The following is a 25347-nucleotide window of genomic DNA, read 5'->3' as shown; positions in this document are numbered from 1 at the left end:
ATTCTGGTCTCGTGCCCCGGACGCTGCGCAGCACGAAGTGACGCGCTGCAGAGCCGGGGCCCATGCCACAGCGTACGGTGCGGCTTCCTGGGTCCCGGCTTTGCGCCGCAACGTTTCACGTTGCAGCGCGTCCGGGGCACGAGAGCGAGCAGCAAGCACCAAGCACCGTTGCCGAACGCTCCCTCCATCTCGCCTCAAATTGCAACCCGCGCGTGCAAGAAGTCTTGATCGGCTGTGAACTAGGGGTGATCGCCAGCCTTGAACGCGCCAAAGCCCGTCAGCGACCAACTCATAGAGTGCATAAGGATCAGTGGAACGTGATCGGCCTTCCCCCTTGTAAAGCACCAAAATGGTGCTTTAGTGCTTTCCATGAGCCAGTCGCCCCGAAACGCGCCGTCCGCGCTGCGTTACAGGCTTGCCCCTGACCCGGCCGCCAAGGCCGCCATGGAGGCGACATTCCAGGCCTATGACCGCATGATGGAGATCCTGGACGAGGTTGCGCGGACCCATAACGTGGGTTCCAACGTGGTCCTGCTCCACGCCCATGCCTATGAGCCGATCCGGAAAGCAACCGCACTGCCGTCGCGGCTGGTGACGCTGGGTCTGCGCGACCGCGCCGACTATCGCGCCGCGCAAGGGCGCCGCCTGCCGCTCGACGACAAGCTCGCCAAGATCAAGGGGCCCGCCACCATTTCGATTGCGACCGTGCAAGGGCGCTTCAGCGTGCCCTTTGACTACGCCGGTTATGCCGAGGGCTGGGGGCAGAGCGCGCCCGCACACCTGATCCGCACCGACGACGGCTTTGAAGTTCACTACGGCGTCACGCCGAACAGTCTGCCAGAGGAGGAGAATGCCATGGATACCATCGCTGCCGCCCCCGACAATTTCCTGTCCCGGGTCGGGCGCCTGATCGCCGGGATCGCCTATGACGCGATCGAGCAGGCGGAAGGCAAGAACAAGCTGAAAGTGGTCGGCCAGGCCATCCGCGAGATCGAGCGCGCCGAAGCTGAGGCCCGCGACGCGCTCGCGGCGGCGCGCGCCGAGGAATACCGCCTCAACGCGCGGCGCACCGAGATCGAGCGCGAGATGACCGATCTCACCGCCAAGATCGAGAGCGTGATCGCGGACGGGCGTGATGATCTTGCGCGCGCCGGCATCGCGCGCCAGATGGATCTGGAGGCGCAGTTCGAGGTGCTCTCCCGCGCCATCGACGAGAACAACGAGAAGATCGAACAGTGCGTGACGTCGCTGCGCGCCGTGCTGTCGGCCTTGCAGGATGCCGAGCAGCGCCGCGCGGATCTCGAAAAGAGCGAGGCCCACGCAAGCCACCAGGCCGCGACGTCGCCCCGGAAGCCCGGTGGTGCCTCGGCTGCGGCGAAGGCGCTGCGTGCGGGCAGGGCGGTGGCGCGCGCCACCGGCGTGCCGGCTGCCATCCCGTTTTCAAGCGACATCGACGAGCTCAGCACGTTGCATCGCGACAAGGAGATTGCAGCGAGGCTGGCGCGGTTGAAGTCGCGCTCCTGAGTAATGTGTCATGAGCGCACTGCTCGAACACGTCATGGCGCCCGAGGTCAGGCCGTTCGCTATCGCGGCGGCCATGATCGTCATCGTCGGCTCGCTCGAGGTGGTCACGATGCTGGTCGGGGCCTCGTTGAGCGAGATGCTGGGCACCAGCATCGATTTCAGTCACCCCAGCGACAACGGCGTGCTCAACGCCATTTCCTGGATCAATGTCGGTGGCGTGCCGCTGCTGATCTTCCTGCTGCTGGCGCTCGGCGCCTTCTCGATCACCGGCTTCCTGATCCAGGACGTCGCGCGGATGGTCGCCGGTCCCATGCCGGCGACGGTCGCCTCGATCGGGGCCGTCGCCGTCTCGGTTCCGCTGGTCCGCGCCGCCAGCCGCGGCATCGCGCGGGTCATTCCCAAGGATGAAAGCTATGTCGTCGGTCTCGGCGACCTCGTCGGCCGCGTCGGCGAGGTCGTCATCGGTCCGCTCGACCAGGGGCCGCCGGGCCGTGTCAGCGTCGCCGACGTCCACGGCAACAGGCACTTCGTCTGGGCGGTCGCGGCGCCCGCATCTGGACCATTGGAGCAGGGAACCATGGTGCTGCTGGTGGATCGCGCCGGCACCCGCTTCGTCGCGGTCAAGGCCGACGATGAACTCAAGCCGTCCAAGCCGACTCTAAGCACTTAGCCAGCCAAGCTCATTAGCGGAGAAAGTCATGTTCGACATCGCAGTCCCGGCCATGATCGGCGTCGCGCTGATCATTGTCCTGGGGATCGTCTTCACCATCCTCTACAAGCGCGCCACGCGCGACGAGGCCTTCGTGCGCACCGGCCTCGGCGGCAAGAAGGTCGTGCTCGACGGCGGCGCGATGATCCTGCCGATCTTCCACTCCTATGCCAGCGTCAATCTGAAGACGTTGCGGCTCACCGTCGAGCGCAAGGAGCGGGAATCCCTGATCACCAAGGACCGCCTGCGCGTCGACATCGTGGCCGAGTTCTACGTGCGCGTCCGTCCCGACGACGAGAGTATTGCGCTCGCCAGCCAGACGCTGGGCGCGCTGACCAATGACGCCGAAGCCCTGCGTAACCAGGTCGAGGCAAAATTCGTCGACGGCCTGCGTTCGGTGGCGGCCACCATGTCCATCCTCGAACTGCAGGAAAAGCGCAGCGATTTCGTCAAACACGTGCAGGCGACCGTGGAGTCGGACGTAAAATCGAACGGTCTCGAGCTTGAATCGGTGTCGCTGACCAAGCTCGACCAGACGGATGTGAAGTTCTTCAACCCTGAAAATTTCTTCGACGCCGAAGGTCTCACCCAGCTCAAGACCATCACCGAAACCCGCCGGCGTGACCGCAACGCCATCGTGCGAGACAACGAGGTGGCGATCGCCCAGAAGGACCTCGAGGCGCGGCAGCAGACGCTGACCATCGAACGCACCAAGAAGGAAGCCGAGCTCTCCCAGGAGCGCGACATCGCCAACAAGACCGCGAGCACCCGTGCGGAAGTCGCGACGGCAACGCAGACCGCGCGCCTGACCGAGGAGAACGCCCGCATAGACACCGACCGGGCGGTCGCCGAGAAGGAGGCCGGCGCCAAGCAGGTCAAGGAGACCGCCGTGATCGAGTCGGATCTGGCGATCAACAAGCGCAAGACCGACGCGCAGCGCGAGATCCAGATCGCGACCCAGGAGAACGAGATCCAGATCGCGGCCAAGAGCAAGCAGACCTCGGAAGCCGTCGCCGAGGCCAAGACGGCCGAGGCGATCGCCGTCTCCGCGGAGGAAAAGGTCGTGACCGCGCGTGCCGTCGAGGTCGCCGATCGTGCCCGTCTCACCCAGGTGCTTGCCGCGCGCACCGAGGCCGAGCGGAAATCGACCGAGGTGATCGTGGCGGCCGAAGCCGAGAAGAGAGCCGCGCTCGATCGCGCCGAGGCCACCAAGACGCTGGCGACGGCGGAGGCCGAGTCCAACAAGATCAAGGCGGTCGGCGTCCGGAACATCGGCGAGGCGGAAGCTGCCGTCATCACCATGAAGAACGAGGCGCAGAACAAGCTCGGCAGCAACGTCATCGACTTCGAGATCGCCAAGAAGCGGATCGAGATCATGCCGTCGGCCCTCGCCGAGATGGTCAAGCCGATCGCCAACCTGAAGGACGTCCGCATCCTGCACACCGGCGGCGCATTCGGCGGCAATGGCGCCGGCGGAGGCAATGTCGGCTTCGGCGAAGGGCTCGCGGGCGAGCTGCTCAAGGTACACGCGCTGCGTCCGATGATCGACGAGATCCTGCGCCAGAGCGGCTTTGCGCCGGGCGAAGATCCCGTGCAGGCGCTGGTCGGCGCCGTGACGGGCAAGAGCAACGGTGCCGCTGTGCCGGCGCCCGCGGCGGAGAAAACGAACGCCGCCGATCTATGAACGCCCGTTCATTGCTGCTGAGAATTCGAATCGATAAGAAATCCCCGTGCGCGTCTCGCGTCGCGCACGGCTCCGGAGTGCTGATCGAGGCGTGTTGAACCTTTCGATCACGCTCCGGACGAACCGTTGGAGGCAACGCCATTGGTTGCCGCGGCGCCTGCGCCGATCGACGTCAGGCGCTTAAAGCCTGTTTCGATCGGGGGAATTTCACATGAAGTATTTTCTGGCTGTACTGGTCGCGATCGGTCTTTCGATCGCCGCCACACCGTCGTTCGCGGCGGACGCCCGCAACGTCACCGTCGTCAACGAGACCGGCTATGCCATCAAATTCCTGGGCTTCAACGCGCCGGACGATGGCCTGGACGAATGGGACAACGAACTCGACAAGGTTTTGCAGAACCAGGCGAGCACCTATGTCGAGTTCGACGATGACGACGAGGGATGTGTCTGGAACATCCGCGTCGACTGGCAGAACTACGACGAGTCGGTGCTCTGGAAGAACGTCAACCTCTGCAAGTTCACCGCGCTGCGGCTGCGCTACGACTCCGGCACCAAGACCACGTCCTTCGTCGCCGAATAGTTTTCCGCCCGACATGGCCGGAGGAGGGGCCGTCCGGCCCTTCCTCAGGCGCGTTGCGGAAGATGACGAATTCGTCCTTTGCAAGCGCAACCGGCTTTGTTATACGCAGCCGCGCGCGAACGAACGGTTCGCCCTTTCCTCGGTAGCTCAGCGGTAGAGCATCCGACTGTTAATCGGATGGTCGCTGGTTCGAATCCAGCCCGGGGAGCCAAATTCCGCCTTAATTTCAGTAGCTTGCAGTCGCGCCTTGATGTGGCGTGCGATGTCGCTCGGGCCATCTCTCAGCACGGTGCGTGCCCGAATCCGACGCAGAATCGTGTTCAAGCAAACGTGTCCCGACCGCAGCTTCGCCTCCGTGCGGCTTGGCACCAAATCGACTTAATTCAAATCAAGCTTGGCAGGGCCGGACTCTTACGGAGCTGATTCCCATGCCCCACATCCAGATCGACCGTGCCCACCTGGCTCCCTCGATTCTGCCGGCCGACATTCCCGAGCTCAGCGACGACGAATGCATCGCCTGCCTGGCGCGCGCGGTCGAGACGCCCGATTCGGCGCGGCTGGACGAGGTCGCCGCCCTGATCGGCCGCCTCGCGGTGACGATCGAATAGTCCATCGCCCCCTGATGCGGCGAGTCGCGGAGGCGTTGGCCGGCGGAGGCCAACGGCCATGTTGCGTTTTCGCCGGGCATGTTCCAAAGATGCCGGCAACTTTCGTCCGCGGCATCGTCCGCATTTCAGGGTCCGCAAATGTCCGGTTTCTCGACCGCGCGCCTCAAAATGGTCGATGGCCAGGTGCGCACCAACGACGTCACTGATCGCCGTGTCCTCGACGCCATGCTCACGGTTCCGCGCGAGGCCTTCGTGCCGGCGAGCCGCCAGGCCTTGGCCTATCTCGACCTCGACCTCGATGTGAGCGAGGGCGGCGGCAAGCGGTTCCTGATCAAGCCGCAGCTGACCGGTAAGCTGCTCCAGGCCGCCGAGATCGGCGAGGGTGACAACGTGCTGGTGGTCGGCTGCGCCACGGGCTACCTCGCGGCATTGGCCGCCAAGCTGGCGGGTCGGGTTACCGCGACGGAATGCGATTCGGCCCTGGTTGCGAAAGCCAAGGACGCCTTCGCCGCCCTCGGGCTCGCCAATGTCACTTGCAAGGCCGCTTCCTGCACCGAGGGTGACCCCTCTGCCGCACCGTATGATGTCATTATCCTCAATGGCGCTGTCGAGGTGACGCCGGAAGGGCTGCTCGGGCAGCTTGGGGAAGGCGGGCGTCTGGTGGGGGTATCTGCCGAATCCCGGCCGCCGCGGGCCGTGATCGTGACCCATACCCACGGCGAATTCGGCCATCGGGCGCTGTTCGATGCCGCCGCCCCGGTCCTCCCAGGGCTGGAACGGGCCGCCGCCTTCGTCTTCTGACGCTCCAAAGCCCGTTAAAATCCCGTTCTGAATCAGAAGTGTGGCCGGGATGCTGCACGTGAAGAGTTTCCACCGAGAACTACCTTGAGGTAGTTCCGTCGCGCCAATCCGCGTCCTATGTTGCGACGGGGCAACGACTCCACTCGGTAGACGGTAACCCAGCTCGCGGGCACGAGCCGGACGTTAGAATGAACGGAATTTTTGGGATGCATGGGGTGAAGCTCTTCACCGGAGCTGCGGTTTCGGTCTTGGTGCTGGCGCTTGCCGGGCCGACGCCTGCCTTGGCGGACACGATCGAGGCCGCCTTGGTGCGCGCCTATCAGAACAATCCGCAGCTCAACGCACAGCGCGCCCAGGTGCGCTCGACTGACGAAAACGTGCCGCAGGCCTTGTCAGGCTATCGTCCCAAGGTCGCGCTGACGGCGAGCACCGGGTATCAATATCAGGATATCCAACAGGTGCAGAGGGGCCCGGGGATCCATGAACCCAATCCCCTTCAGCCCAACGCCGCCAGCCTGACCATCAACCAGACGCTCTACAACGGCAATCAGACCGCCAACAAGACGCGCGCTGCGGAGAGCCAGGTCTCAGGGTCTCGCGAGGGGTTGCGCGTGCTCGAGCAGACCGTTCTGCTGCAGGCCGCCAGCACCTACATGGACTACCTGCGTGATGCGGCAACGCTCGAAGTTCAGCGCAGCAACGTGCGCGTGCTCGAACAGACGCTCAAGCAGACGCGCGATCGCTTCAATGTCGGCGAGGTTACCCGCACCGACGTGGCGCAATCCGAAGCGCAGCTGGCTGCGGGCAGGACTCAAGCTCTGACCGCTGAATCGAATCTCACGACGACGCGCGCGAACTTTCGCCGGATCATCGGCAACGAGCCGACGAATCTTGCCCCGGGCTCGCCGGTCGACCGCTTCCTGCCCGCGACGATCGCCGCCGCGGTCAATCTCGGTTTGGTCGAGAACCCGAGCGTCACGGCTGCGATGTACGGCATCGACGTCAACTATCTCCAGGTCAAGATCAACGAAGGCGCGCTGCTGCCGACGGTCACGGTTCAGGCGGGCATCACCCAGCAGTTCCAGCAGACTCTGACCGTCTTCCGAACGACGACCGCTTCCGCCATCGCGACGGCTTCCGTGCCGATCTATCAGGGCGGCATCGAATATTCGCTCATCCGCCAATCGAAAGAGAACCTGGCGCAGCAACGCCTGAATCTTGAAACCACTCGCGATCAGACCCGCGCCAACATTGTGCAGGCCTGGGGCCAGCTGGAGGCCGGCAAGGCGCAGGTGCAGTCCGCGCAGGCGCAGGTCACGGCCTCCGAAATCGCGCTGAACGGCGTGCGCGAGGAAGCCAAGGCCGGCCAGCGCACCACGCTCGACGTGCTCAACGCGCAGCAGGCGCTGGTGAACGCACGCGTTGCGCTCGTCACTGCGCAGCATGACCGCGTGGTGGCGTCCTATTCGGTGCTCAACGCGGTCGGCCGTCTCGCGCCGCAGGTGCTCGGTCTCAACACCACGGTCTACGATCCGAGCGTGCACTACCAGCAGATCCGCGACAGCTGGGCTGGTGTGCGCACGCCCGACGGGCGCTGATTCCCATAAGTGTCCGGTCAGCCTCGCAAACAGCCGAGGCCGACCGGCGCTTTGCTTGCAATCATCAAAATCCCTGACATAGCCTTGCCAAGAAGATGCGGGTCGATTCGCCCCCGCACCTGATGTCGTGTGCGTAAAGCTTGAGTGCCGAGGGCAGGGGCGCACCGCCGCACGTTTAGCCGTGATCTGGGGACAAGTCGGCCTGCCGCGACGAAAATGTCGGGGCGTCCGTTGCGGAACCGGCCAATCCTGCCGTGCTTGGTGTAAAACAACGCATGCGAGGGCGTTGATGATGTGGAGTCGGAGATGACGCAGCCTGCAAAGGTCACAGAACCCTCGATGGAGGAGATTCTGGCCTCGATCCGGCGCATCATTGCCGACGACGAGGCCAAGCCGCCGCCGGCAGACACCGCGAAGCCCGAGAAAGCCGCGGCGCCGGCAGCGCCGCCGAAGCCGATGAACGACATTCCGCCATCCAAGGTCGCACCCGCCAAGCCCGCTGCCGAGAAGCCCGCCCCGCCGCCGGCCGCAAAGCCGGCGCCGCCCCCGCCGCCTGCACCTGCCGCGGATGTCGGGCCAAACAGCCAGGACGATATCGACGCGCTGCTGGCGGGGCTCGACACAGCCACGTCGGCGCCCGAGGTCCGCGCCCCGGATGCCGAGCCGGAGCCCGAGCCCGACGTGCTCGAATTGACCGACGACATGGCGATGGACCCGGAGCCGACGCCGCCTCCGCCGCCGCCGAGCTTTCGCAAGGTCGAGCCGCGCGACGATCTCGAATTCGCCGAATCGCCCCCACCACGCCCGGCGCCGGCGCCGCCGTCCTACGCATCGGTGGATTTCGATGCGCCGCCGCTGCCGCCGCAGCAGCCGATCCTGGCGCAATCGACGGTCTCGGCGGTCGAATCCGCCTTCAACTCGCTGGCTCATACGGTGCTCAGCAGCAACGCGCGGACGCTGGAGGACCTGGTCAAGGAGATGCTGCGCCCGATGTTGAAGTCGTGGCTCGACGACAACCTGCCGGGCCTGGTTGAACGCATCGTCAAGGCCGAAATCGAGCGGGTCTCGCGCGGCGGCAGGTAGCGCCGGCCGCGGAGCCCTCATAAAGCCCCGCTTGTACGTCACATTTGGCCTCTCGACCGGGCCGGGAAGCCGTTTTGCCGCCAGGCTCTCCGTTGACCTTTTCGTTGACTTGCCCCCCGCGCGCGGCTTTCTAGCAGCCCCATGATCGAGAAAAATTACCAGCCCGCCGATATCGAAGCCCGTATGTCCGTGGTGTGGGAGGACAGCCTTGCCTTCAAGGCCGGCCGCCCCGACCGCCGCGACGCAGTGCCCTTTACCATCGTGATCCCGCCACCGAACGTAACGGGCTCGCTGCATATGGGCCACGCCCTCAACAACACGCTCCAGGACATCCTGTGCCGGTTCGAGCGCATGCGCGGCCGCGACGTGCTGTGGCAGCCCGGCACCGACCATGCCGGCATCGCCACCCAGATGGTGGTCGAGCGGCAGCTGATGGAGCGCCAGCAGCCTGGCCGCCGCGAGATGGGCCGCGAGAAGTTCCTGGAGCGGGTCTGGCAGTGGAAGGCCGAGAGCGGCGACACCATCATCAACCAGCTCAAGCGCCTCGGCGCGTCCTGCGACTGGTCGCGCGAACGCTTCACCATGGACGAGGGCCTGTCCAAGGCCGTCATCAAGGTGTTCGTCGAGCTGCACCGCGATGGCCTGATCTACAAGGACAAGCGGCTGGTGAACTGGGACACCAAGCTCTTGACCGCGATATCCGATCTCGAAGTGCAGCAGACCGAGGTCAAGGGCAGCCTCTGGTATCTGCGCTATCCGATCGAGGGCAAGACCTTCAGCCCCGAGGATCCCTCGAGCTTCATCGTCGTAGCCACGACGCGCCCGGAGACCATGCTCGGCGACACCGGCGTCGCCGTGCATCCCGATGACGAGCGCTATCAGAAGCTGATCGGCAAGCACGTCATTCTGCCGCTGGTGGGCCGCAAGGTCGAGATCGTCGCCGACGACTATTCCGATCCGGAGAAGGGCTCGGGCGCGGTGAAGGTGACGCCGGCGCACGACTTCAACGACTTCGAGGTCGGCAATCGCCATGGCCTGCGCCGGATCAGCGTGCTCGACAAGGAAGGTTGCCTCGATCTCCTCGACAACGAGGACTACCTGCGCGACCTGCCCGAAGGCGCCGCGCAATTCGCCGAGGAGTTCAACAAGGTTGACCGCTTCGTTGCGCGCAAGCGCATCGTCGAGCGGCTGGAATCGTTCGGCTTCGTCGAGCGGATCGAGCCGCACACCCACATGGTGCCGCACGGCGACCGCTCCAACAGCGTGATCGAGCCGTACCTGACCGACCAGTGGTATGTCGACGCCAAGACACTCGCAAAGCCCGCGATCGCGGCGGTGCGTTCGGGCGAAACCAGCTTCGTGCCGAAGAACTGGGAAAAGACCTATTTCGAGTGGATGGAGAACATCCAGCCCTGGTGCATCTCGCGCCAGCTCTGGTGGGGCCACCAGATTCCGGCCTGGTACGGGCCGGACGGCAAGGTGTTCGTCGCCGAGACCGAGGAGGAGGCGATCAGCCACGCGCTCGGCTACTACGTCGAGCAGGAGGTCATCACGGCCGAGCAGGGCCGCGAGATGGCGCTCGACCGCAACAAGCGCGAGGGCTTCATCACCCGCGATGAGGACGTGCTCGATACCTGGTTCTCCTCGGCGCTGTGGCCGTTCTCGACGCTGGGCTGGCCCGAAGACGCACCCGAGGTGCAGCGCTACTACCCGACCAACGCGCTGGTGACCGGCTTCGACATCATCTTCTTCTGGGTCGCCCGCATGATGATGATGGGCCTGCACTTCATGAAGGAAGTGCCGTTCTCGACGATCTACATCCACGCCCTCGTCCGCGACGAGAAGGGCGCCAAGATGTCGAAGTCGAAGGGCAACGTCATCGATCCGCTCCACCTGATCGACGAATACGGTGCGGACGCGCTGCGCTTCACGCTGGCCGCGATGGCGGCGCAGGGACGCGACATCAAGCTCGCCACCAGCCGCGTCGAGGGCTACCGCAATTTCGCGACCAAGCTCTGGAATGCGTCCCGCTTTGCCGAGATGAACCACTGCGCCGTGCCCGAAGGCTTCGAGCCGGCGAAGGCGAAGGAGACGCTGAATCGCTGGATCGCGCATGAGAGCGCACACACCACGCGCGAGGTGACCGAGGCGATCGAGGCCTATCGCTTCAACGATGCCGCCGGCGCGATCTACCGCTTCGTCTGGAACGTCTATTGCGACTGGTATGTCGAGCTCGCAAAGCCCGTGTTGCTTGGCCCGGACAGCCCCGCCAAGGACGAGACCCGCGCCATGGTCGCCTGGGCACGTGACGAGATCCTGAAGCTGCTGCACCCCTTCATGCCCTTCATCACCGAAGAGCTGTGGGAGGTGACGGCGAAGCGCGACGGCCTGCTGGCGCTGGCCGCGTGGCCGCTGAAGCCGGCCGAGCCGACGCCGGAGCAACTGGCGATGTTCGCCGCAGCCGCAGGTCCCACCGATCCGTTGATCTCGCCGGCCCTGATCGTGCCGATCTTCGACCATGCCGACTTCACCGATCCCAAGGCTGAAGCCGAGATCGGCTGGGTGATCGACCTCGTCACGCAGATCCGCTCGGTGCGCGCCGAGATGAACATCCCGCCGGCGACGCTGACGGCGCTGGTCCTCGCCGGCGCTTCGGCCGAGACCAGGGAACGCGCGCCGCGCTGGACCGACGTCATCAAGCGTATGGCGCGGCTGTCGGACATCTCCTTCGCCGACCGCGCGCCTGACGGCGCCGTCCAGCTCCTGGTGCGCGGCGAGGTGGCCGCGCTGCCGCTCAAGGGCGTGATCGACGTTGCCGCCGAACGCACCCGTCTCGACAAGGAGATCGGCAAGGCCGACGCCGACATCAAGCGCGCCGAGTCCAAGCTGGCGAACGAGAAATTCGTCGCCAACGCGGCCGAGGAGGTCGTCGAGGAGGAGCGCGAAAAGCGCGAGGCGGCGCTGGCCCGCAAGGCCAAGCTGCTGGAGGCGCTGGAGCGGCTCAAGCAGGCGTCGTAGCCTCGCTGTCATTCCGGGGCGGCTCGAAGAGCCGAACCCGGAATCTCGAGATTCCGGGTCTGGTCCTTCGGACCATCCCGGAATGACAACTACTTCGGAAACGGCTTGCTCAGAAATTTCGAGCCCTTGACGCCATAGCGCCAGGGCAGCTCGACGGCCTTGGTGATGCCGATCCGGATGCCTGTCGCCACCTCCAAATCCTCCGTCCGCGCATGCAGCGCGATCGGCGGCCGGTCCAGCGGCAGGGCATTGTGCGCGATGGTGATGCCGAGCGCCTCCGTCAGCTTGCCCGGGCCCGAGCACAGCGCGTGCACGTCCTGGAGATGACGGCGGCGGCGCATTGCGGCGATGCCGTGCGTCGGCTCCAGCGCGCGGATCAGCACCGCCGCGGCCGAGCCTTCCGCCTCGCAGACGAAGTTCACGCACCAGTGGATGCCGTACGAGCGGTAGACATAGGCAAAGCCGGGCGGGCCGAACATGACATGGTTCCGCGGCGTCGGGCCGTTGTAGGAGTGCGCCGCCGGCTCGGTATGATGATAGGCCTCAACCTCGACGATGAGGCCGCCGACGCCATCGACCAGCATGGTGGCGCCGATCAGGTCGTGGGCGACCTCGCGGACGCTGCGGCCAAAAAAGGCGCGCTTCAGGGGCTTGCCGAGCCGCGGGGGAGAAGTCTTCGAGGTTGGAGCCATTCGAGGTGAGAATCGTCTGAGAACAGAGCAGGATATTGCCCATATCTGCCATGTTCCCTGAAGCGGTGCGAGCCGGGTTGCGATGCCGGGCAAGACCGACTAGGTAGGACCTGAACAGACCGGACACCTCATGGTCGTTATTGTCGATACCATCTCGAACCCGCTGCGCCCGCGCCACCCCGAAAAGGTGAATCGCCCCGATTCCGCTTCACCGCCGAAGCCGGACTGGATCCGCGTGCGCGCGCCCAACACCCGCGGCTATGCCGACACCCGCAACATCGTGAGGGCGAACGGCCTGCACACGGTGTGCGAGGAGGCGGGCTGCCCGAATATCGGCGAGTGCTGGGACAAGAAGCACGCGACCTTCATGATCATGGGTGACACGTGCACCCGTGCCTGCGCCTTCTGCAACGTCAAGACCGGCCTGCCCAACGCGCTGGATGCGGACGAGCCGCAGAACGTCGCCGAGGCCGTGGCCAAGCTGGGCCTCGCCCACGTCGTCATCACCTCGGTCGACCGCGACGACCTCGCCGATGGCGGCGCCGAGCATTTCGCCCAGACCATCCGCGCCATCCGCGCCGCATGCCCCTCGACCACGATCGAGATCCTGACGCCTGACTTCCTGCGCAAGGAAGGCGCGCTGGAGGTCGTCGTCGCGGCGAGGCCCGACGTCTTCAACCACAATCTCGAGACCGTGCCGTCGCGCTATCTCACGGTACGGCCAGGCGCGCGCTACTTCCATTCGATCCGGCTGTTGCAGCGGGTCAAGGAGCTCGATGCGTCCATCTTCACCAAGTCCGGCATCATGGTGGGCCTGGGTGAAGAGCGCCACGAGGTGCAGCAGGTGATGGACGATCTGCGCTCGGCCGATGTCGACTTCCTGACCATCGGGCAATATCTCCAGCCGACCCGTAAGCATCACGCGGTGATGCGCTACGTGCCGCCGGACGAGTTTTCGTCCTATGAAAAGGTCGCCTACACCAAGGGCTTCCTGATGGTGTCGGCGAGCCCGCTCACCCGCTCGTCGCATCATGCCGGCGAGGATTTCGCGAGACTGAAGGCTGCGCGGGCAGCTCACGCCCGCTGACGTATCATGCATCGAGTTTCGAGCAAGCACCGCGTCAACCACAGTGCGTCCGAGATGTTTGATCTGGTCGCCGATGTCGAGCGCTACCCGGAGTTCGTGCCGCTGTGCAGCGCGCTGAAGGTCCGCCAGCGCATGGCGAAGCCCGACGGCACCGAGGTGCTGGTCGCCGACATGACGGTGTCGTTCAAGCTAGTCAAGGAATCCTTCACCAGCCGCGTGACGCTCGACCGTGCCAACCTGAAAATCCTCGTCGAATATCTGCAAGGCCCGTTCCGTAATCTGGAAAACCGCTGGACGTTCGAGCCCAAGGGCGAGGGCGTCTGCGACGTCGGGTTCTTCCTCGCCTACGAGTTCAAGAGCCGCATGCTGGCGATGCTGATGGGCTCGATGTTCGACGCCGCGTTCGCGCGGTTTTCCACCGCGTTCGAGAAGCGCGCGGATGCGGTCTACGGCCGGCCGAAGCTGGCGTCGACGTAAGGCGTAGCCTCTCCGCCGTTATTGCGAGGAGCCCTTGCGACGAAGCAATCCAGAGCCTTTCCGCGGATGGATTCTGGATTGCTTCGCTACGCTCGCAATGACAGCGGGGCTCAATCAACGGCCTTCACGATATCCGGCGGCTGCGAGGCATAATACGCCGCGGCCTGCTCGATCTCCTGTGGCGTCATCGCGCGGGCGATGTTGCGCATCTGCTGGCTGATGTCGTTGCGCCGCTCGCCTGAGGCAAAGGCCTGCAGCTGCGCCTTCATATAGGCCTCGGATTGCCCCTCCAGCCACGGGCTGCCGGTCTTGTTGTCGAGGCTGCCATGGCAGGCGCCGCACGGCGCGATGCCGCGGATCGGCGCGCCGTAGATGACGATGTTGGGTTTCGGCAGAAGCGGCGTCGGATGATAGGCTGGTAGCCGCGGCAGATAGGCGTAGTAGTTCGCGAGGTCGGCGATCTCCTGGTCGGTCAGGTTGACGGCAAACGGCGACATCACGGCATTGGTGCGCGCGCCTGAGCGGAAATCGTGCAGCTCCTTGTAGATCACGGCCGCATACTGACCGGCGAGGTTGGGCGAGTCCGCGCGGCTGATGCCGGTCGGGCCATGGCAGATCGCGCAGCGCTGCGCGAGCGTGGCGCCGCGGCCAATCGCCTCCTGGCTCGGACGCGACAGCGTGTGCGAGGTGAGCACGACCTCCGACAGACGCATGCTCTGCTCGGGCGCCGTCACGCTTGCCGCGCGCCGCGGCACGCCGGCGGCGCTACAGATCGCATCCCAGACATTGGCGAACTGCACCCAGGGCTGCGCGAAGGGCAGCACGATGAAGCCTGCGATCGCCGTCACGACGAGCATCGCGGCGGTGATGCCAACGCCAATCTTGAAATGGCCGTTACGGAAGGTGAAGAGGTCGCGCGTGCTCATCACTGCGCTCCCACATAGACGGCCGGCACCGACGTGCCCTCGGTCAGTGCCAGCGTCAGGATCGGATAGCCGTAATTGGTGATGGTCAGGGCGATCATCAGCGCCACCCACAGCGCATGGGTGTTGAGCGCGACCGGCACCGTCGCCGGCTGATGCACCGCCAGCGCGAAGCGATAGGGGCCGGCATCAGCCTGAGGCGCACGCATCCCTCGGGCCAGAATGACCAGGAATATGATGCCCGAGGTCAGCAGGATGAAACCGCCAATCGCGGAGAATGTGACGGAGAGCGCCTGCGGCGCGATCGCGGGATCGCCGAAGTCGAAATAGGCCATGCGGCGCGGCATGCCCAGGATGCCGACCCAGTGCCAGGGGAATGTCGTGACGATCATGCCGACGAACCACAGCCAGAGCTGGGTGCGGATCAGGCGAAGGTCGGTCAGCTCGCGCCCGGTGAGATGCGGCCACAGATCATAGGCGATCGCGAAATACATGATCACGATGGCGCCGCCGAAGATCAGGTGGAAATGGCCGGTGATCCACTGCGTGTTGTGGATCGACGCGTCGAGCTGATAGCTCATGTTGATGAGGCCGCCGGCGCCGCCGAAGCCGAGCATGACGAACGAGAACGCGAGCGCCAGCATCATCGGATTGTCCCATGGCAGCGCCCGAATCCAGCCAAACAGGCCGCGGCCCCCGCGCAGGCGCGCGGCGATCTCGACCGAGGCGCAGATCGTGAACACGGTCAGCAGCGTCGGCAGTGCGACCAGTGCGGTGAAGGCCGAATGGATGAACTTGAAGCCGGCGCCGACCTGCGGATCGGCGAAGGTGTGGTGCATGCCGATCGGCATCGCCACCACCAGGAACAGGATGAAGGAGATCCGCGCCATGCTGTCGGAATAGACCCGGCCGCCGATCGCGCGCGGCACGATGGTGTAATAGGCGATGTAGGTCGGCATCAGCCAGAAATAGACGATGGCGTGCAGCGTCCAGGAGAAGAACACGCGGGCAAGACCGGCGTCGATCGTCGCCTTCAGCCCCGCCGCGACCGGAATGATCTGGAGCAACAGCTCGAGCGCGGCGCCGACCGCGGTCCACGCCCACAGATAGGAGCCGGCGACATTGGCGAACATCGCGAGCGGCACCGGCGCGCCGGGATGGGCTTTTCGCCAGACGCGCAGATTGACCGACATCAGCGCGACCCAGATCCATGAGCCGACCACGACCAGCACGACGCCGAGATAGTAGAAGACGTTGCCGATCAGCGGCGGATAGAAGGTGTAGAGCACCGAGGCGCGCCCGAGCGCGACCGGGATCACGGCCATGATGCTGCCGGCAACGATCAGCCAGAAGCCGGCCCAGGCCCAGCGCACGCCGACCAGGCGCTGCTCCAGCGCGGACTCGCTGATGGCGTAGCCAAAACCCATCGCGACCAGGGTCGGGAACACGTAGCCCATCACCGTGCCGTGCGCCGTCAGCGAGCGGTAGTAGAGCTCGGGGTTGGAGAGCCAGGTGCCGATCGGGCTGCGGATGAACATCTGCCAGGCGCCGAGCGTCAGCGCGACGCCGAACAGCGCAAATGCAAACCAGAAATGGGCGAGGATGAGCTTTCTATTGGCCAACACAGCTCAGCCTCCCGCCGCCCTTCGCACGATCGGCGAAGTCGGACTTGTCGATCACCTCGACCTTGCCCCACATGCCCTCGTGGCCGAAGGAGCAAAACTCCTGGCAGGGCATCAGATAGTCGCCGGTCCTGGTAAAGCGCATCAGCTGCTCTGAGATGTAGCCCGGCACCAGCATGGTGTTGACATTGGTGCCCTGGATCAGGATGCCGTGCACGACGTCGGCGCTGGTGGCGCGGAGCGTGATCGGCGTGTCCACGGGCACCACGATGCAGGCCGGCGTGAAGGAATATTGCTGGCCGATCGCGCGCACCGTCACATTGCCGTTGGCCTCGAGCACGCTGCCGAGATTGCTCTCGACGAATTCGCCCGAAAGATGAATCCGCGATGGATCGGTGGTCTCGACACGCGGTTGCGGCATGGTCGCGCGATGGATGCCGGCGAAAGCCGCCAGCAGCGCCATGCCCACGACGATGATCACGGCAATAGTCGCCCAGCGCCGCTCGACACGGGCCGCGACCTCGGCGCTGCCATGGGTGTCCTCTGCGCTCATTGCAGCGATCCGCGCGGCAGGAAGACGAACAGATAGAAGGCGAGCCACATCGCGACCACGCAGGCCGTGGCGATGCCGGCGAGCACGATCGCGCCGGACGGGCCTTGCGCGACGACTTCCTCGACAGCGTGGTCGGCGGCGGCTGGGCTGGTCGGCGGATCGGAATTGATCATGATGGATCTCTGGCGTCCTCAGTTCAGCGGTGCGGAGCGCAGCTCGTTGGCCTCGCGGGCCGAGACCGGCGTGCCGCGATTGCCCCAGGCGGTGCGGATGTAGGAGACGACGGCGGCGACCTCGTTGTCGGAGAGCAGGCCGGCGAACGGCGGCATGCCGTAAGGCATCGGATTGCCATTGGTGCCCGGCGGATAGCCGCCGTTGAGCACCATGCGGATCGGGTTGACCGCCGACTGCATCTCGATTGACTGGTTGTTGGCGAGCGGCGGCCAGTGCGGCGGCTTGCCTTCGCCCTGCGTGCCATGACAGCTCGCGCAGTTCTTGTCATAGACGGTCTTGCCGAGGCTGATCAGCAGGCTGCTCTCGGTGGTCGGCAGCGCCGAGCTCGCCGGTGGCGGCGGAGAGGGCTCCGAGATGCCCTTGAGGTACACCGCCATCGCCTTGGTGTCCTCGTCGCTCAGATATTGCAGGCTGTTGTGCACGACTTCGGCCATCGGGCCGTAGACGACCCCGCGCGCCGAAACGCCGGTCTGGAGCAGGTCGGTGATGTCCTTGATGCTCCAGTCGCCGAGTCCCGCCTCGCGGTTGGACGTGAGCGAGGGCGCGTACCAGTTCTGCATCGGGATCAGGCCGCCCTTGAAGGCGTCCGATTGCGAAGTGCCGCCGAGCGCGTTGATCGGTGAGTGACACATGCCGCAATGGCCGAGGCCCTCGACCAGATAGGCGCCGCGGTTCCACTCGGCAGACTTGGTCGGGTCCGGCTTGAACTCGCCCTCGCTGAAGAACAGCGTGCGCCAGCCGAGGATGAGCTGACGGTTGTCATAGGGAAAGCGCAGCTCGTGCGGCCTGTTCCTCTGGCTGACCGGCGGGATCGAGCGCAGGTAGGCGAAAATCGCGTCGCTGTCGGCGCGCGTCACCTTGGTGTAGGAGGCGAACGGCATCGCCGGATAGATCAGCCCGCCATCCGGGAAGCGGCCATTGTGCATCGTCCTGTAGAAATCGTCGGCGCTCCATTTGCCGATCCCGGTCTCCGGATCGGGCGTGATGTTGGAGGTGTAGAGCGTGCCGAACGGCGTCGGCATGGCGCGGCCGCCGGCGAACAGGCGGCCTTCCGGTGCGGTGTGGCAGGCGGTGCAATCGCCGGCGCGGGCGAGATATTCGCCGCGCGCGATGATATCGCCGGTCTTGTCTTTGTCCTGCGCCTGCGCGGCCGTCGTGAACGCGGCGAGAGCGAGGAGCGTGATCGACAGTCTTGAGCCCATCATCCGCCTCGTCAGTTGGGCTGGCTGCCGCAGCCAAAAGGCAGCGCGTAGGTGCCTTTCGGCACGGGAGCCGGGTTCGCGGGCGCCGGCCGCGTCGCGAGCCAGGCTGCAACGGCGGTGACGTCGGCCTCGGTCAAATGGCCGGCGACGAGCTGCATGCAGTCGGGCGATTTCGCCGTGCGGTTGCCGTAGCGCCAGGCGCCGAGTTGGGCGCTGATGTAAGGCGCGCGCAAGCCGAGCAGTCCGGGGATGCCGGGCTGCATGCCCGTGAGTCCGGGACCATGGCAGCTCACACAGGCCGGAATGTTGCGGCCCGCATCGCCGCTGGTCGCAAGCTGCTCGCCCTGCGCCAGCACGTCCTTGCTGACCTCGCTCGGCGCCGGTTGCGGCAGCGGCGGGTGCTCGGTGGCAAAATACTCCGCCATCGCCTCCAGATACGGATCCGGCAGGAATTCCAGCAGATAGTTCATCGGCGGATATTTGCGCCGGCCGCTGCGGAAGGCGAGGAGCTGGTTGTAGAGATAACCGGCGGGCTTGCCGGCGAGGCGCGGGAAATAGACGTCGCTGGTGCCTTCGCCCTTGTTGCCGTGACAGGGCGTGCAGGCCTCGACCCGCGCCGCCATCGTATCCGGCGGCTGGTTGGCCGTTTGTGCGGCTGCGCCGTCAAGGGCGGCCAAGATGGCAATGGCCAGAGCAGTGGTGCGAGCGAACAATTCGTCGCCCTCCAGAAGGCTGGGCCGGTTGATTCCGGACCACAACATAGAGCGGCATTATTGCGCCAATATGGTCGCGCGCAAGTTCGGATGGGGACGATGACGTTTGGTCGCGCTCTTGCACTGCATATAACGATCGGATTCGACAAGATTTGCGTGCTTTTTGAAAAGCAAGCGCGGCATCTCAGTCTCGCCGCGCGTCTTGCCCGAGCCTTGTTTCGTGCTTCCATTGACCTCGACACAAAACACAGCTGGGTTCAGAAGGCGGAAGATCGCTACGCTGAAGCTAACGGATGTTGAGTGGCCTACAGGGATTGACCGTGGACCACATTACTCTGACGATCTTCAAGGAAATCGCGGACACCGATCTGGCGACATGCGGGACTTCTGCTGCGGCGTCCCGGGTATCGCTTCGCTCACCCGGGCTACGGGACTCACCCCCGCGGTGACCGCGGCGGCCTGCGCTTCGCCGCATGCCGGCGCGGCGAGCGTGTCACACGGGGGCGCAAGCGGCTCGCGGCGGCGCGTTGTGGCTTGGCCGTGACTTGCGGGCCGCGGGCGAGATCCATCAGCATGCGCAGCGCCTCGACGACGGAGCGCTGACGCACCGCGGTGCGGCCGATCGCGCCGAAACGGTGCTCGCGGTGGATGATGCGGCCGTCGCGTGCGGCGGCGGCGAAGTGCACGAGGCCGACCGGCTTGCCGGGCGTGGCGCCGCCAGGGCCGGCGATGCCCGTGATGGCGACCGCGAGGTCGACACCGGCACGCTCCAGCGCGCCGATCGCCATCGCGGTTGCGGTCTCCTTGCTGACGGCGCCGAAATTGGCGAGCGTACCTGCTTCAACGCCGAGCATCGCGCGCTTGGCGTCGTTGGAATAGGTGACGAAGCCGCGGTCGATCACGTCGGAGGAGCCGGGGATGTCGGTCAGCGCGCCGGCAACGAGCCCGCCGGTGCAGGACTCGGCCGTGGCGATCGTCAGCTTGCGCATCCGGCACAAATCGAGCAGCGAGCGGGAGAGGGCGCGTGCGTCGCTGCCGGCCATGGCCTAGACGCTCCAGGTCTTCTCGTTAAACGGCAGGCGGATGGTGGCGCTCGCGGTGGCCGCGATGCCTTCCTCGCGGCCGGTGAAGCCGAGCCGCTCGCTGGTCGTCGCCTTCACCGCGACGCGCGAGATGTCGACGCCGGAGATCTCGGCGATGCGCGCGCGCATGGTGTCGCGCAGGGGGCCGATCTTTGGCCGCTCGCAGATCATCGTCACCTCGAGATTGGCGACGCGGCCGCCGCGCTGGGCGACGCGTTCGATGGCGTATTTCAGGAACTGGTCGGAGGAGGCGCCCTTCCACTTCGCATCGCTCGGCGGGAAGTGCGAGCCGATGTCGCCGTCGGCCAGCGCGCCGAGGATGGCATCCACCAGCGCATGCAGGCCGACATCGCCGTCGGAATGCGCGAGAAAACCCTTGCTGTGCGGCACGCGGACGCCGCAGATCATGACGTGGTCGCCTTCGCCGAAGGCGTGGACGTCGTAGCCCGTGCCGGTCCTGATGTCGCCGAGCTGGGCGGCCAGGCGCGCTTCCTCGCGCACGAAATCTTCGGGAGTGGTGAGCTTCATGTTGGCAACATCGCCTTCAAAGGTTGCAACCGTCAATCCCGCCCATTCGGCAATCGCGGCATCATCGGTGAAATCGCTGCGCCCGTCCTTCGCCGCGCGACGATGCGCCTCGAGGATGACATCGAAACGAAAGGATTGCGGCGTCTGCGCGATCCGCAGGCGGGCCCGATCCGGCGTGTCCTCGACGTTGCCGCTCGCGCCGGTGAGCTTGATGGTGTCGGTGACGGGAACGACGGGGATCGCGGCGCCGGTGCGGCTCGCCGCATCGATCGCGCGCGAGATCACACCGTCCGAGACGAAGGGACGCGCGGCGTCGTGGATCAGGACGATGTCGGGCTGGTGCTTTGCGAGCGCTTCGAGACCGGCAAGCACCGAGGCCTGGCGCGTGGCGCCGCCATTGGTCGGCGGCTCGTGCTTCAATCCAGCGACCGCTGCCGTGAACATGGCGCTGTCGTCGGGGTTGACCACGGGCTGCACTGCAAACACGTCGGGGTGGCGGCTGAAGGCTTCCATGGCGCGATAGATCACGGGCTGCCCGCCGATCTCGCGATATTGCTTCGGCCCGCCGGCACCGGCGCGCAGGCCGCGACCTGCCGCGACAAGAACGACTGCGGTGCGCTGTGATTTCGCCATAGGACTCAAATACTCAGTTGCTAATGAAAGAGTCGGAAGTGGGTGATTGCCGGCATGCCTCTAGCACGGCAGGCCCGCAAAAAAAGGGGGTTTCCCTGGATTGTGGGAAACAGCAATTTGCTGCACTGCACTTGAAAGATTTGCAGAACTGTCTAAACTGTAGGCATGACGCTTGACTGCACAAGAATTGTGCGCAAGATAGGTCATGGCAGGTGCGATGAGGCCCTGCGAGTGAATGAGACCACTGTGACCGGCTCGGCAGGATCAGGCTCCAAGCCCTTGAAAATAGGCGATATTGAGGTCGCCACCCCGGTCTTCCTGGCACCGATGTCGGGAGTGACTGACTCGCCCGTCCGGCGGTTGGTCGCCGAGCTTGGGGCAGGTCTGGTGGTGTCCGAAATGACCGCCAGCGATGAGCTCGCCAACGGCCACCGGATGTCCCGGTTGCGCTGCGAAGCGACCGGAATCGGTCCGCACGTGGTGCAGCTCGCCGGCTGCGAGGCGCACTGGATGGCCGAAGGCGCCCGGATCGCCGAAGCGGAAGGCGCCGATATCATCGACATCAATATGGGCTGTCCGGCCCGCCACGTCACGGGCGGCCAGTCCGGCTCGGCCCTGATGCGCGATCTCGACCACGCTGTCGGCCTGATCGATGCGACGATCGCGGCGGTGAAGGTGCCGGTGACGCTGAAGATGCGGCTCGGCTGGGACGACCGCAGCCGCAATGCGCCGGAACTGGCGCGGCGCGCGGAAGCCGCGGGTATCAAGCTCGTGACCGTGCATGGCCGCACCCGCTGCCAGTTCTACAAGGGCGAGGCCGATTGGGATGCGATCCGCACCGTGCGCGAGGCGATCTCGATTCCGCTCATCGTCAACGGCGACATCACCTCGTACGAGAAGGCGCTCGCGGCGCTCGAATCCTCCGGCGCCGACGCCGTGATGATCGGCCGCGGCGCACAGGGCCAGCCCTGGCTGCCCGGCCAGATCGGCCGGCGCCTGAAGGGCGGGGCGGCGGAAGCCACGCCGTCGCTCGCGACGCAACTCCATTATGTCCGCACGCTTTATGAAGGCGTGTGCGCGCTCTACGGCCTGCGCGTCGGTCTCAAGCATGCCCGCAAGCATCTCGGCTGGGCGCTCGACGTCGCCGCCGATGCGAGCCGCGCGCCGGTCGAGAAGCTGAAATCCTGGCGCCGGACAATTCTGACGTCCGAAGATCCCCGCCTCGTCCACCAGTCACTGCAAGATGCCTTCGACGACTTCGCATGGAGCGCTGCTGCATGAGCTCAGCCGCTGAACAACGTCGGCCGCTACCGTCCGACAGCGATGCGATCCTAGACGCGCTTCCCAATCCCGTGCTCCTGATCGGGCCGGACGGCAAGATCGTCGCCGCCAACATCGCAACCGAAGCCTTCTTTGAGATCTCGACGCAATTCCTGAAGCGGCAGTCGCTGAAAGAGCTGGTGCCGTTCGGCAGCCCCTTGCTGGCGCTGATCGACCAGGTGCGCTCGTCGAACTCGCCGGTGAACGAATACAAGGTCGATTTGGGCACGCCCCGCATGGGCGGCGATCGCCAGGTCGATCTGCACGTCGCCCCGCTCACCGAGCGGCCCGGCCATATCGTGGTGATGCTTCAGGAGCGCACCATCGCCGACAAGATGGATCGGCAGCTCACCCATCGCAGCGCCGCGCGCTCGGTGATAGCGCTAGCAGCGATGCTCGCGCATGAGATCAAGAATCCGCTCTCCGGCATCCGCGGCGCGGCGCAGCTGCTGGAGCAGCAGGCCTCGTCCGAGGACCGCATGCTGACGCGGCTGATCTGCGACGAGGCCGACCGCATCGTGACGCTGGTCGACCGCATGGAGGTGTTCGGCGACGAGCGTCCCGTGGTGCGCGGGCCGGTCAATATCCATTCGGTGCTCGATCACGTGAAGCGGCTGGCGCAGTCGGGCTTTGCCCGCAACATCCGCTTCATCGAGGACTACGATCCCTCGCTGCCGCCGGTGCTGGCGAACCAGGATCAGCTGATCCAGGTGTTCCTCAATCTCGTGAAGAACGCCGCCGAAGCCTTGATCGACGTGCCCGATGCCGAGATCCAGCTCACCACCGCGTTCCGCCCCGGCGTGCGCCTGTCAGTCCCCGGTCAAAAATCCCGGGTATCCTTGCCGCTCGAATTCTGCGTGAGGGACAACGGACCAGGCGTGCCGGACGATCTTCTGCCCAACCTGTTCGATCCCTTCGTGACCACCAAGCAGACCGGCTCGGGTCTGGGCCTCGCCCTGGTCGCAAAGATCGTCGGCGATCACGGGGGCATCATCGAATGCGAATCTCAGCCGCGCAAGACCACCTTCCGCGTGCTGATGCCGATGTATTCCACATCGGTCAAACATGCCGATCACAGCAGTCGCGACGGCTCTGCCGGGAAGTCGTCGTCTGCATCACAGGGGGCAAAATGAGGATTAACAATGCCCGCAGGTAGCATTCTCGTTGCAGATGACGACACCGCCATCCGCACGGTTCTCAATCAGGCTCTGTCCCGCGCCGGCTATGAGGTCAGGCTCACCGGCAATGCCGCAACGCTATGGCGCTGGGTCAGCCAGGGGGAGGGCGATCTCGTCATCACCGACGTGGTGATGCCGGACGAAAACGCCTTCGACCTGCTGCCGCGGATCAAGAAGATGCGGCCGAATTTGCCCGTCATCGTCATGAGCGCGCAGAACACCTTCATGACGGCGATCCGCGCCTCCGAGCGCGGGGCGTACGAGTATCTGCCGAAGCCCTTCGACCTGAAGGAGCTGATCGCCATCGTCGGCCGTGCGCTCGCCGAGCCGAAGGAGCGAACCTCGACGCCGGACGAGGACGCCGAGATGGAGGCGATCCCGCTGGTCGGCCGTTCGCCGGCGATGCAGGAAATCTACCGCGTGCTGGCGCGCCTGATGCAGACCGACCTCACCGTGATGATCACGGGTGAGTCCGGAACCGGCAAGGAGCTGGTGGCGCGCGCGCTGCACGATTACGGCAAGCGCCGCAACGGCCCGTTCGTCGCCGTCAACATGGCGGCGATCCCGCGCGACCTGATCGAGTCCGAGCTGTTCGGCCATGAGCGCGGCGCCTTCACCGGCGCCAACACCCGCGCCTCGGGCCGGTTCGAGCAGGCCGAGGGCGGCACGCTGTTCCTCGACGAGATCGGCGACATGCCGATGGAGGCGCAGACCCGCCTGCTGCGCGTGCTCCAGCAGGGCGAATACACCACCGTCGGCGGCCGCACCCCGATCAAGACCGACGTGCGGATCGTTGCGGCCTCCAACAAGGATCTGCGCGTGCTGATCCAGCAGGGCCTGTTCCGCGAGGACCTGTTCTTCCGACTCAACGTCGTGCCGTTGCGGCTGCCTCCCTTGCGCGAGCGCATCGAGGATCTGCCGGATCTCGTGCGCCACTTCTTCGCGCTGGCCGAGAAGGACGGCCTGCCGCCGAAGAAGCTGGATACGCTGGCGCTGGAGCGGCTGAAGCAGCACCGCTGGCCCGGCAACGTGCGCGAGCTCGAAAATCTCGCCCGGCGCCTCGCGGCGCTCTATCCGCAGGACGTGATCACGGCCTCCGTCATCGACGGCGAGCTTGCGCCGCCCTCGGTCAGCCCGGGTGCTGCGGTCCAGCAGGGCGTCGACAATCTCGGCGGCGCGGTGGAGGCGTATCTGTCCTCGCACTTCCAGGGCTTTCCGAACGGCGTGCCGCCGCCGGGCCTCTATCACCGCATCCTCAAGGAGATCGAGGTGCCGCTGCTCACGGCCGCGCTGGCGGCGACCCGCGGCAACCAGATCCGCGCCGCGGACCTGCTCGGCCTCAACCGCAACACCCTGCGCAAGAAGATCCGGGACCTCGACATCCAGGTCTATCGGAGCGGGGGCTAGTTCTAGCTCGCCGCCTCGGGCGGTGGCTCAGCTCCCCCTAACCAAGGCGGAGCTGAGCCTGTCCGGATCGCGCTGGCCTTGATGGCTGACG

The 25347-nt window shown here is 65.6% G+C and carries 24 protein-coding genes and 1 tRNA gene; 16 read left to right on the top strand and 9 right to left on the bottom strand.

Translation table 11 applies throughout. The features are described 5' to 3' along the window. Positions 1-360: 360 nt before the first annotated feature. The 10 genes from AB5K84_RS24450 (at position 361) to AB5K84_RS24405 (ending at position 11605) form a co-directional block, all read left to right on the top strand. The gene (locus AB5K84_RS24450) at positions 361-1524 is read left to right on the top strand and encodes a PspA/IM30 family protein (protein ID WP_011087240.1); all 1164 of its coding nucleotides are present in this window, start codon (positions 361-363) and stop codon (positions 1522-1524) included. Between the two features lie 10 nt (positions 1525-1534). Then, positions 1535-2194 (top strand): OB-fold-containig protein, encoded by a 660-nt coding sequence (locus AB5K84_RS24445; protein WP_011087241.1) that lies wholly within the window; start codon positions 1535-1537, stop codon positions 2192-2194. Between the two features lie 28 nt (positions 2195-2222). Then, the gene (locus AB5K84_RS24440) at positions 2223-3917 is read left to right on the top strand and encodes a flotillin family protein (RefSeq protein WP_011087242.1); all 1695 of its coding nucleotides are present in this window, start codon (positions 2223-2225) and stop codon (positions 3915-3917) included. A gap of 211 nt (positions 3918-4128) precedes the next feature. Continuing rightward, complete coding sequence (locus tag AB5K84_RS24435) at positions 4129-4497, top strand: hypothetical protein (protein WP_038967577.1); 369 nt, start codon at positions 4129-4131, stop codon at positions 4495-4497. A 136-nt stretch (positions 4498-4633) separates the two neighbouring features. After that, a tRNA-Asn gene (locus tag AB5K84_RS24430) sits at positions 4634-4708 on the top strand. Between the two features lie 217 nt (positions 4709-4925). Beyond that, positions 4926-5105 carry a hypothetical protein gene (locus AB5K84_RS24425; protein WP_011087243.1) on the top strand — a complete coding sequence of 60 codons (180 nt, stop codon included), beginning with the start codon at positions 4926-4928 and terminating at the stop codon, positions 5103-5105. Between the two features lie 138 nt (positions 5106-5243). Continuing rightward, complete coding sequence (locus AB5K84_RS24420; protein WP_038967576.1) at positions 5244-5906, top strand: protein-L-isoaspartate O-methyltransferase family protein; 663 nt, start codon at positions 5244-5246, stop codon at positions 5904-5906. Positions 5907-6112: 206 nt separating this feature from the next. After that, positions 6113-7504 (top strand): TolC family outer membrane protein, encoded by a 1392-nt coding sequence (locus AB5K84_RS24415; RefSeq protein WP_011087245.1) that lies wholly within the window; start codon positions 6113-6115, stop codon positions 7502-7504. 306 nt (positions 7505-7810) lie between these two features. Continuing rightward, positions 7811-8587, top strand: coding sequence for a PopZ family protein (locus AB5K84_RS24410; RefSeq protein WP_038967575.1), 777 nt, complete (start codon positions 7811-7813; stop codon positions 8585-8587). A 141-nt stretch (positions 8588-8728) separates the two neighbouring features. Continuing rightward, entirely contained in the window at positions 8729-11605 is a 2877-nt protein-coding gene (locus tag AB5K84_RS24405; protein WP_011087247.1) for a valine--tRNA ligase, read from the top strand. 89 nt (positions 11606-11694) lie between these two features. On the opposite strand, the gene AB5K84_RS24400 is transcribed toward AB5K84_RS24405, so the two are convergent. After that, positions 11695-12297: a DNA-3-methyladenine glycosylase gene (locus AB5K84_RS24400; protein WP_011087248.1), complete on the bottom strand. Its 603-nt coding sequence runs from the start codon at positions 12295-12297 to the stop codon at positions 11695-11697. Between the two features lie 130 nt (positions 12298-12427). On the opposite strand from AB5K84_RS24400, the gene lipA reads away from it, so the two are divergent. Beyond that, entirely contained in the window at positions 12428-13384 is a 957-nt protein-coding gene (gene lipA, locus AB5K84_RS24395; protein WP_011087249.1) for a lipoyl synthase, read from the top strand. 6 nt (positions 13385-13390) lie between these two features. Continuing rightward, entirely contained in the window at positions 13391-13861 is a 471-nt protein-coding gene (locus AB5K84_RS24390; protein ID WP_011087250.1) for a type II toxin-antitoxin system RatA family toxin, read from the top strand. A 110-nt stretch (positions 13862-13971) separates the two neighbouring features. Here AB5K84_RS24390 and AB5K84_RS24385 read toward each other — a convergent pair whose 3' ends face one another. From AB5K84_RS24385 to AB5K84_RS24360, 6 genes are read right to left on the bottom strand one after another with little or no spacing between them, the layout of a single operon-like run. Then, a complete protein-coding gene (locus tag AB5K84_RS24385; RefSeq protein WP_038967574.1) occupies positions 13972-14787 on the bottom strand; it encodes a c-type cytochrome in 816 nt (271 codons plus the stop codon). Next, positions 14787-16409 carry a b(o/a)3-type cytochrome-c oxidase subunit 1 gene (locus AB5K84_RS24380; protein ID WP_011087252.1) on the bottom strand — a complete coding sequence of 541 codons (1623 nt, stop codon included), beginning with the start codon at positions 16407-16409 and terminating at the stop codon, positions 14787-14789. The genes AB5K84_RS24385 and AB5K84_RS24380 overlap by 1 nt, the downstream gene beginning before the upstream one ends. After that, the gene (locus AB5K84_RS24375; RefSeq protein ID WP_011087253.1) at positions 16396-16959 is read right to left on the bottom strand and encodes a cytochrome c oxidase subunit II; all 564 of its coding nucleotides are present in this window, start codon (positions 16957-16959) and stop codon (positions 16396-16398) included. The genes AB5K84_RS24380 and AB5K84_RS24375 overlap by 14 nt, the downstream gene beginning before the upstream one ends. Continuing rightward, complete coding sequence (locus AB5K84_RS24370) at positions 16956-17132, bottom strand: hypothetical protein (protein ID WP_028174068.1); 177 nt, start codon at positions 17130-17132, stop codon at positions 16956-16958. The genes AB5K84_RS24375 and AB5K84_RS24370 overlap by 4 nt, the downstream gene beginning before the upstream one ends. An 18-nt stretch (positions 17133-17150) precedes the next feature. Next, positions 17151-18395 carry a cytochrome c gene (locus tag AB5K84_RS24365; protein ID WP_162494096.1) on the bottom strand — a complete coding sequence of 415 codons (1245 nt, stop codon included), beginning with the start codon at positions 18393-18395 and terminating at the stop codon, positions 17151-17153. 11 nt (positions 18396-18406) lie between these two features. Next, on the bottom strand, positions 18407-19018 hold the full coding sequence (locus AB5K84_RS24360; protein WP_231166733.1) for a c-type cytochrome: 612 nt from the start codon (positions 19016-19018) through the stop codon (positions 18407-18409). 189 nt (positions 19019-19207) lie between these two features. Here AB5K84_RS24360 and AB5K84_RS24355 point away from each other — a divergent pair, with 189 nt between their 5' ends. Then, entirely contained in the window at positions 19208-19408 is a 201-nt protein-coding gene (locus AB5K84_RS24355; RefSeq protein ID WP_129557617.1) for a hypothetical protein, read from the top strand. A 134-nt stretch (positions 19409-19542) separates the two neighbouring features. On the opposite strand, the gene AB5K84_RS24350 is transcribed toward AB5K84_RS24355, so the two are convergent. Both AB5K84_RS24350 and AB5K84_RS24345 read right to left on the bottom strand, forming a co-directional pair. Then, positions 19543-20151, bottom strand: a complete 609-nt coding sequence (locus tag AB5K84_RS24350) for a CinA family protein (RefSeq protein WP_011087256.1) — start codon at positions 20149-20151, stop codon at positions 19543-19545. A 3-nt stretch (positions 20152-20154) separates the two neighbouring features. Next, positions 20155-21351 (bottom strand): bifunctional 2-C-methyl-D-erythritol 4-phosphate cytidylyltransferase/2-C-methyl-D-erythritol 2,4-cyclodiphosphate synthase, encoded by a 1197-nt coding sequence (locus AB5K84_RS24345; RefSeq protein WP_011087257.1) that lies wholly within the window; start codon positions 21349-21351, stop codon positions 20155-20157. 279 nt (positions 21352-21630) lie between these two features. Here AB5K84_RS24345 and dusB point away from each other — a divergent pair, with 279 nt between their 5' ends. The 3 genes from dusB to ntrC are packed head-to-tail and all read left to right on the top strand — an operon-like array spanning position 21631 to position 25256. Then, on the top strand, positions 21631-22632 hold the full coding sequence (gene dusB / locus AB5K84_RS24340; protein ID WP_161537076.1) for a tRNA dihydrouridine synthase DusB: 1002 nt from the start codon (positions 21631-21633) through the stop codon (positions 22630-22632). Continuing rightward, complete coding sequence (locus AB5K84_RS24335; RefSeq protein ID WP_011087259.1) at positions 22629-23804, top strand: two-component system sensor histidine kinase NtrB; 1176 nt, start codon at positions 22629-22631, stop codon at positions 23802-23804. The genes dusB and AB5K84_RS24335 overlap by 4 nt, the downstream gene beginning before the upstream one ends. 9 nt (positions 23805-23813) lie before the next feature. Next, positions 23814-25256 (top strand): nitrogen regulation protein NR(I), encoded by a 1443-nt coding sequence (ntrC, locus tag AB5K84_RS24330; RefSeq protein WP_011087260.1) that lies wholly within the window; start codon positions 23814-23816, stop codon positions 25254-25256. The last annotated feature ends 91 nt before the right edge of the window (positions 25257-25347 follow it).

It is taken from the genome of Bradyrhizobium sp. 1200_D9_N1_1 (assembly GCF_052075915.1).
In the GTDB taxonomy this organism is placed as follows: domain Bacteria; phylum Pseudomonadota; class Alphaproteobacteria; order Rhizobiales; family Xanthobacteraceae; genus Bradyrhizobium; species Bradyrhizobium diazoefficiens.
The sequence above is the reverse complement of the archived record's forward strand: the minus strand, read 5'-3'. Positions and strand labels throughout refer to the sequence as shown.

What these genes read in the sequence shown, in the direction of transcription:
- AB5K84_RS24445 (WP_011087241.1), top strand. Translation starts at nt 1,535, where the DNA reads ATGAGCGCACTGCTCGAACACGTCATGGCGCCCGAGGTCAGGCCGTTC.
- AB5K84_RS24440 (WP_011087242.1), top strand. Translation starts at nt 2,223, where the DNA reads ATGTTCGACATCGCAGTCCCGGCCATGATCGGCGTCGCGCTGATCATT.
- AB5K84_RS24435 (WP_038967577.1), top strand. Translation starts at nt 4,129, where the DNA reads ATGAAGTATTTTCTGGCTGTACTGGTCGCGATCGGTCTTTCGATCGCC.
- AB5K84_RS24425 (WP_011087243.1), top strand. Translation starts at nt 4,926, where the DNA reads ATGCCCCACATCCAGATCGACCGTGCCCACCTGGCTCCCTCGATTCTG.
- AB5K84_RS24420 (WP_038967576.1), top strand. Translation starts at nt 5,244, where the DNA reads ATGTCCGGTTTCTCGACCGCGCGCCTCAAAATGGTCGATGGCCAGGTG.
- AB5K84_RS24415 (WP_011087245.1), top strand. Translation starts at nt 6,113, where the DNA reads ATGCATGGGGTGAAGCTCTTCACCGGAGCTGCGGTTTCGGTCTTGGTG.
- AB5K84_RS24410 (WP_038967575.1), top strand. Translation starts at nt 7,811, where the DNA reads ATGACGCAGCCTGCAAAGGTCACAGAACCCTCGATGGAGGAGATTCTG.
- AB5K84_RS24405 (WP_011087247.1), top strand. Translation starts at nt 8,729, where the DNA reads ATGATCGAGAAAAATTACCAGCCCGCCGATATCGAAGCCCGTATGTCC.
- AB5K84_RS24400 (WP_011087248.1), bottom strand. Translation starts at nt 12,297, where the DNA reads ATGGCTCCAACCTCGAAGACTTCTCCCCCGCGGCTCGGCAAGCCCCTG.
- lipA (WP_011087249.1), top strand. Translation starts at nt 12,428, where the DNA reads ATGGTCGTTATTGTCGATACCATCTCGAACCCGCTGCGCCCGCGCCAC.
- AB5K84_RS24390 (WP_011087250.1), top strand. Translation starts at nt 13,391, where the DNA reads ATGCATCGAGTTTCGAGCAAGCACCGCGTCAACCACAGTGCGTCCGAG.
- AB5K84_RS24385 (WP_038967574.1), bottom strand. Translation starts at nt 14,787, where the DNA reads ATGAGCACGCGCGACCTCTTCACCTTCCGTAACGGCCATTTCAAGATT.
- AB5K84_RS24375 (WP_011087253.1), bottom strand. Translation starts at nt 16,959, where the DNA reads ATGAGCGCAGAGGACACCCATGGCAGCGCCGAGGTCGCGGCCCGTGTC.
- AB5K84_RS24370 (WP_028174068.1), bottom strand. Translation starts at nt 17,132, where the DNA reads ATGATCAATTCCGATCCGCCGACCAGCCCAGCCGCCGCCGACCACGCT.
- AB5K84_RS24365 (WP_162494096.1), bottom strand. Translation starts at nt 18,395, where the DNA reads ATGGGCTCAAGACTGTCGATCACGCTCCTCGCTCTCGCCGCGTTCACG.
- AB5K84_RS24360 (WP_231166733.1), bottom strand. Translation starts at nt 19,018, where the DNA reads ATGGCGGCGCGGGTCGAGGCCTGCACGCCCTGTCACGGCAACAAGGGC.
- AB5K84_RS24355 (WP_129557617.1), top strand. Translation starts at nt 19,208, where the DNA reads ATGACGTTTGGTCGCGCTCTTGCACTGCATATAACGATCGGATTCGAC.
- AB5K84_RS24350 (WP_011087256.1), bottom strand. Translation starts at nt 20,151, where the DNA reads ATGGCCGGCAGCGACGCACGCGCCCTCTCCCGCTCGCTGCTCGATTTG.
- AB5K84_RS24345 (WP_011087257.1), bottom strand. Translation starts at nt 21,351, where the DNA reads ATGGCGAAATCACAGCGCACCGCAGTCGTTCTTGTCGCGGCAGGTCGC.
- AB5K84_RS24335 (WP_011087259.1), top strand. Translation starts at nt 22,629, where the DNA reads ATGAGCTCAGCCGCTGAACAACGTCGGCCGCTACCGTCCGACAGCGAT.
- ntrC (WP_011087260.1), top strand. Translation starts at nt 23,814, where the DNA reads ATGCCCGCAGGTAGCATTCTCGTTGCAGATGACGACACCGCCATCCGC.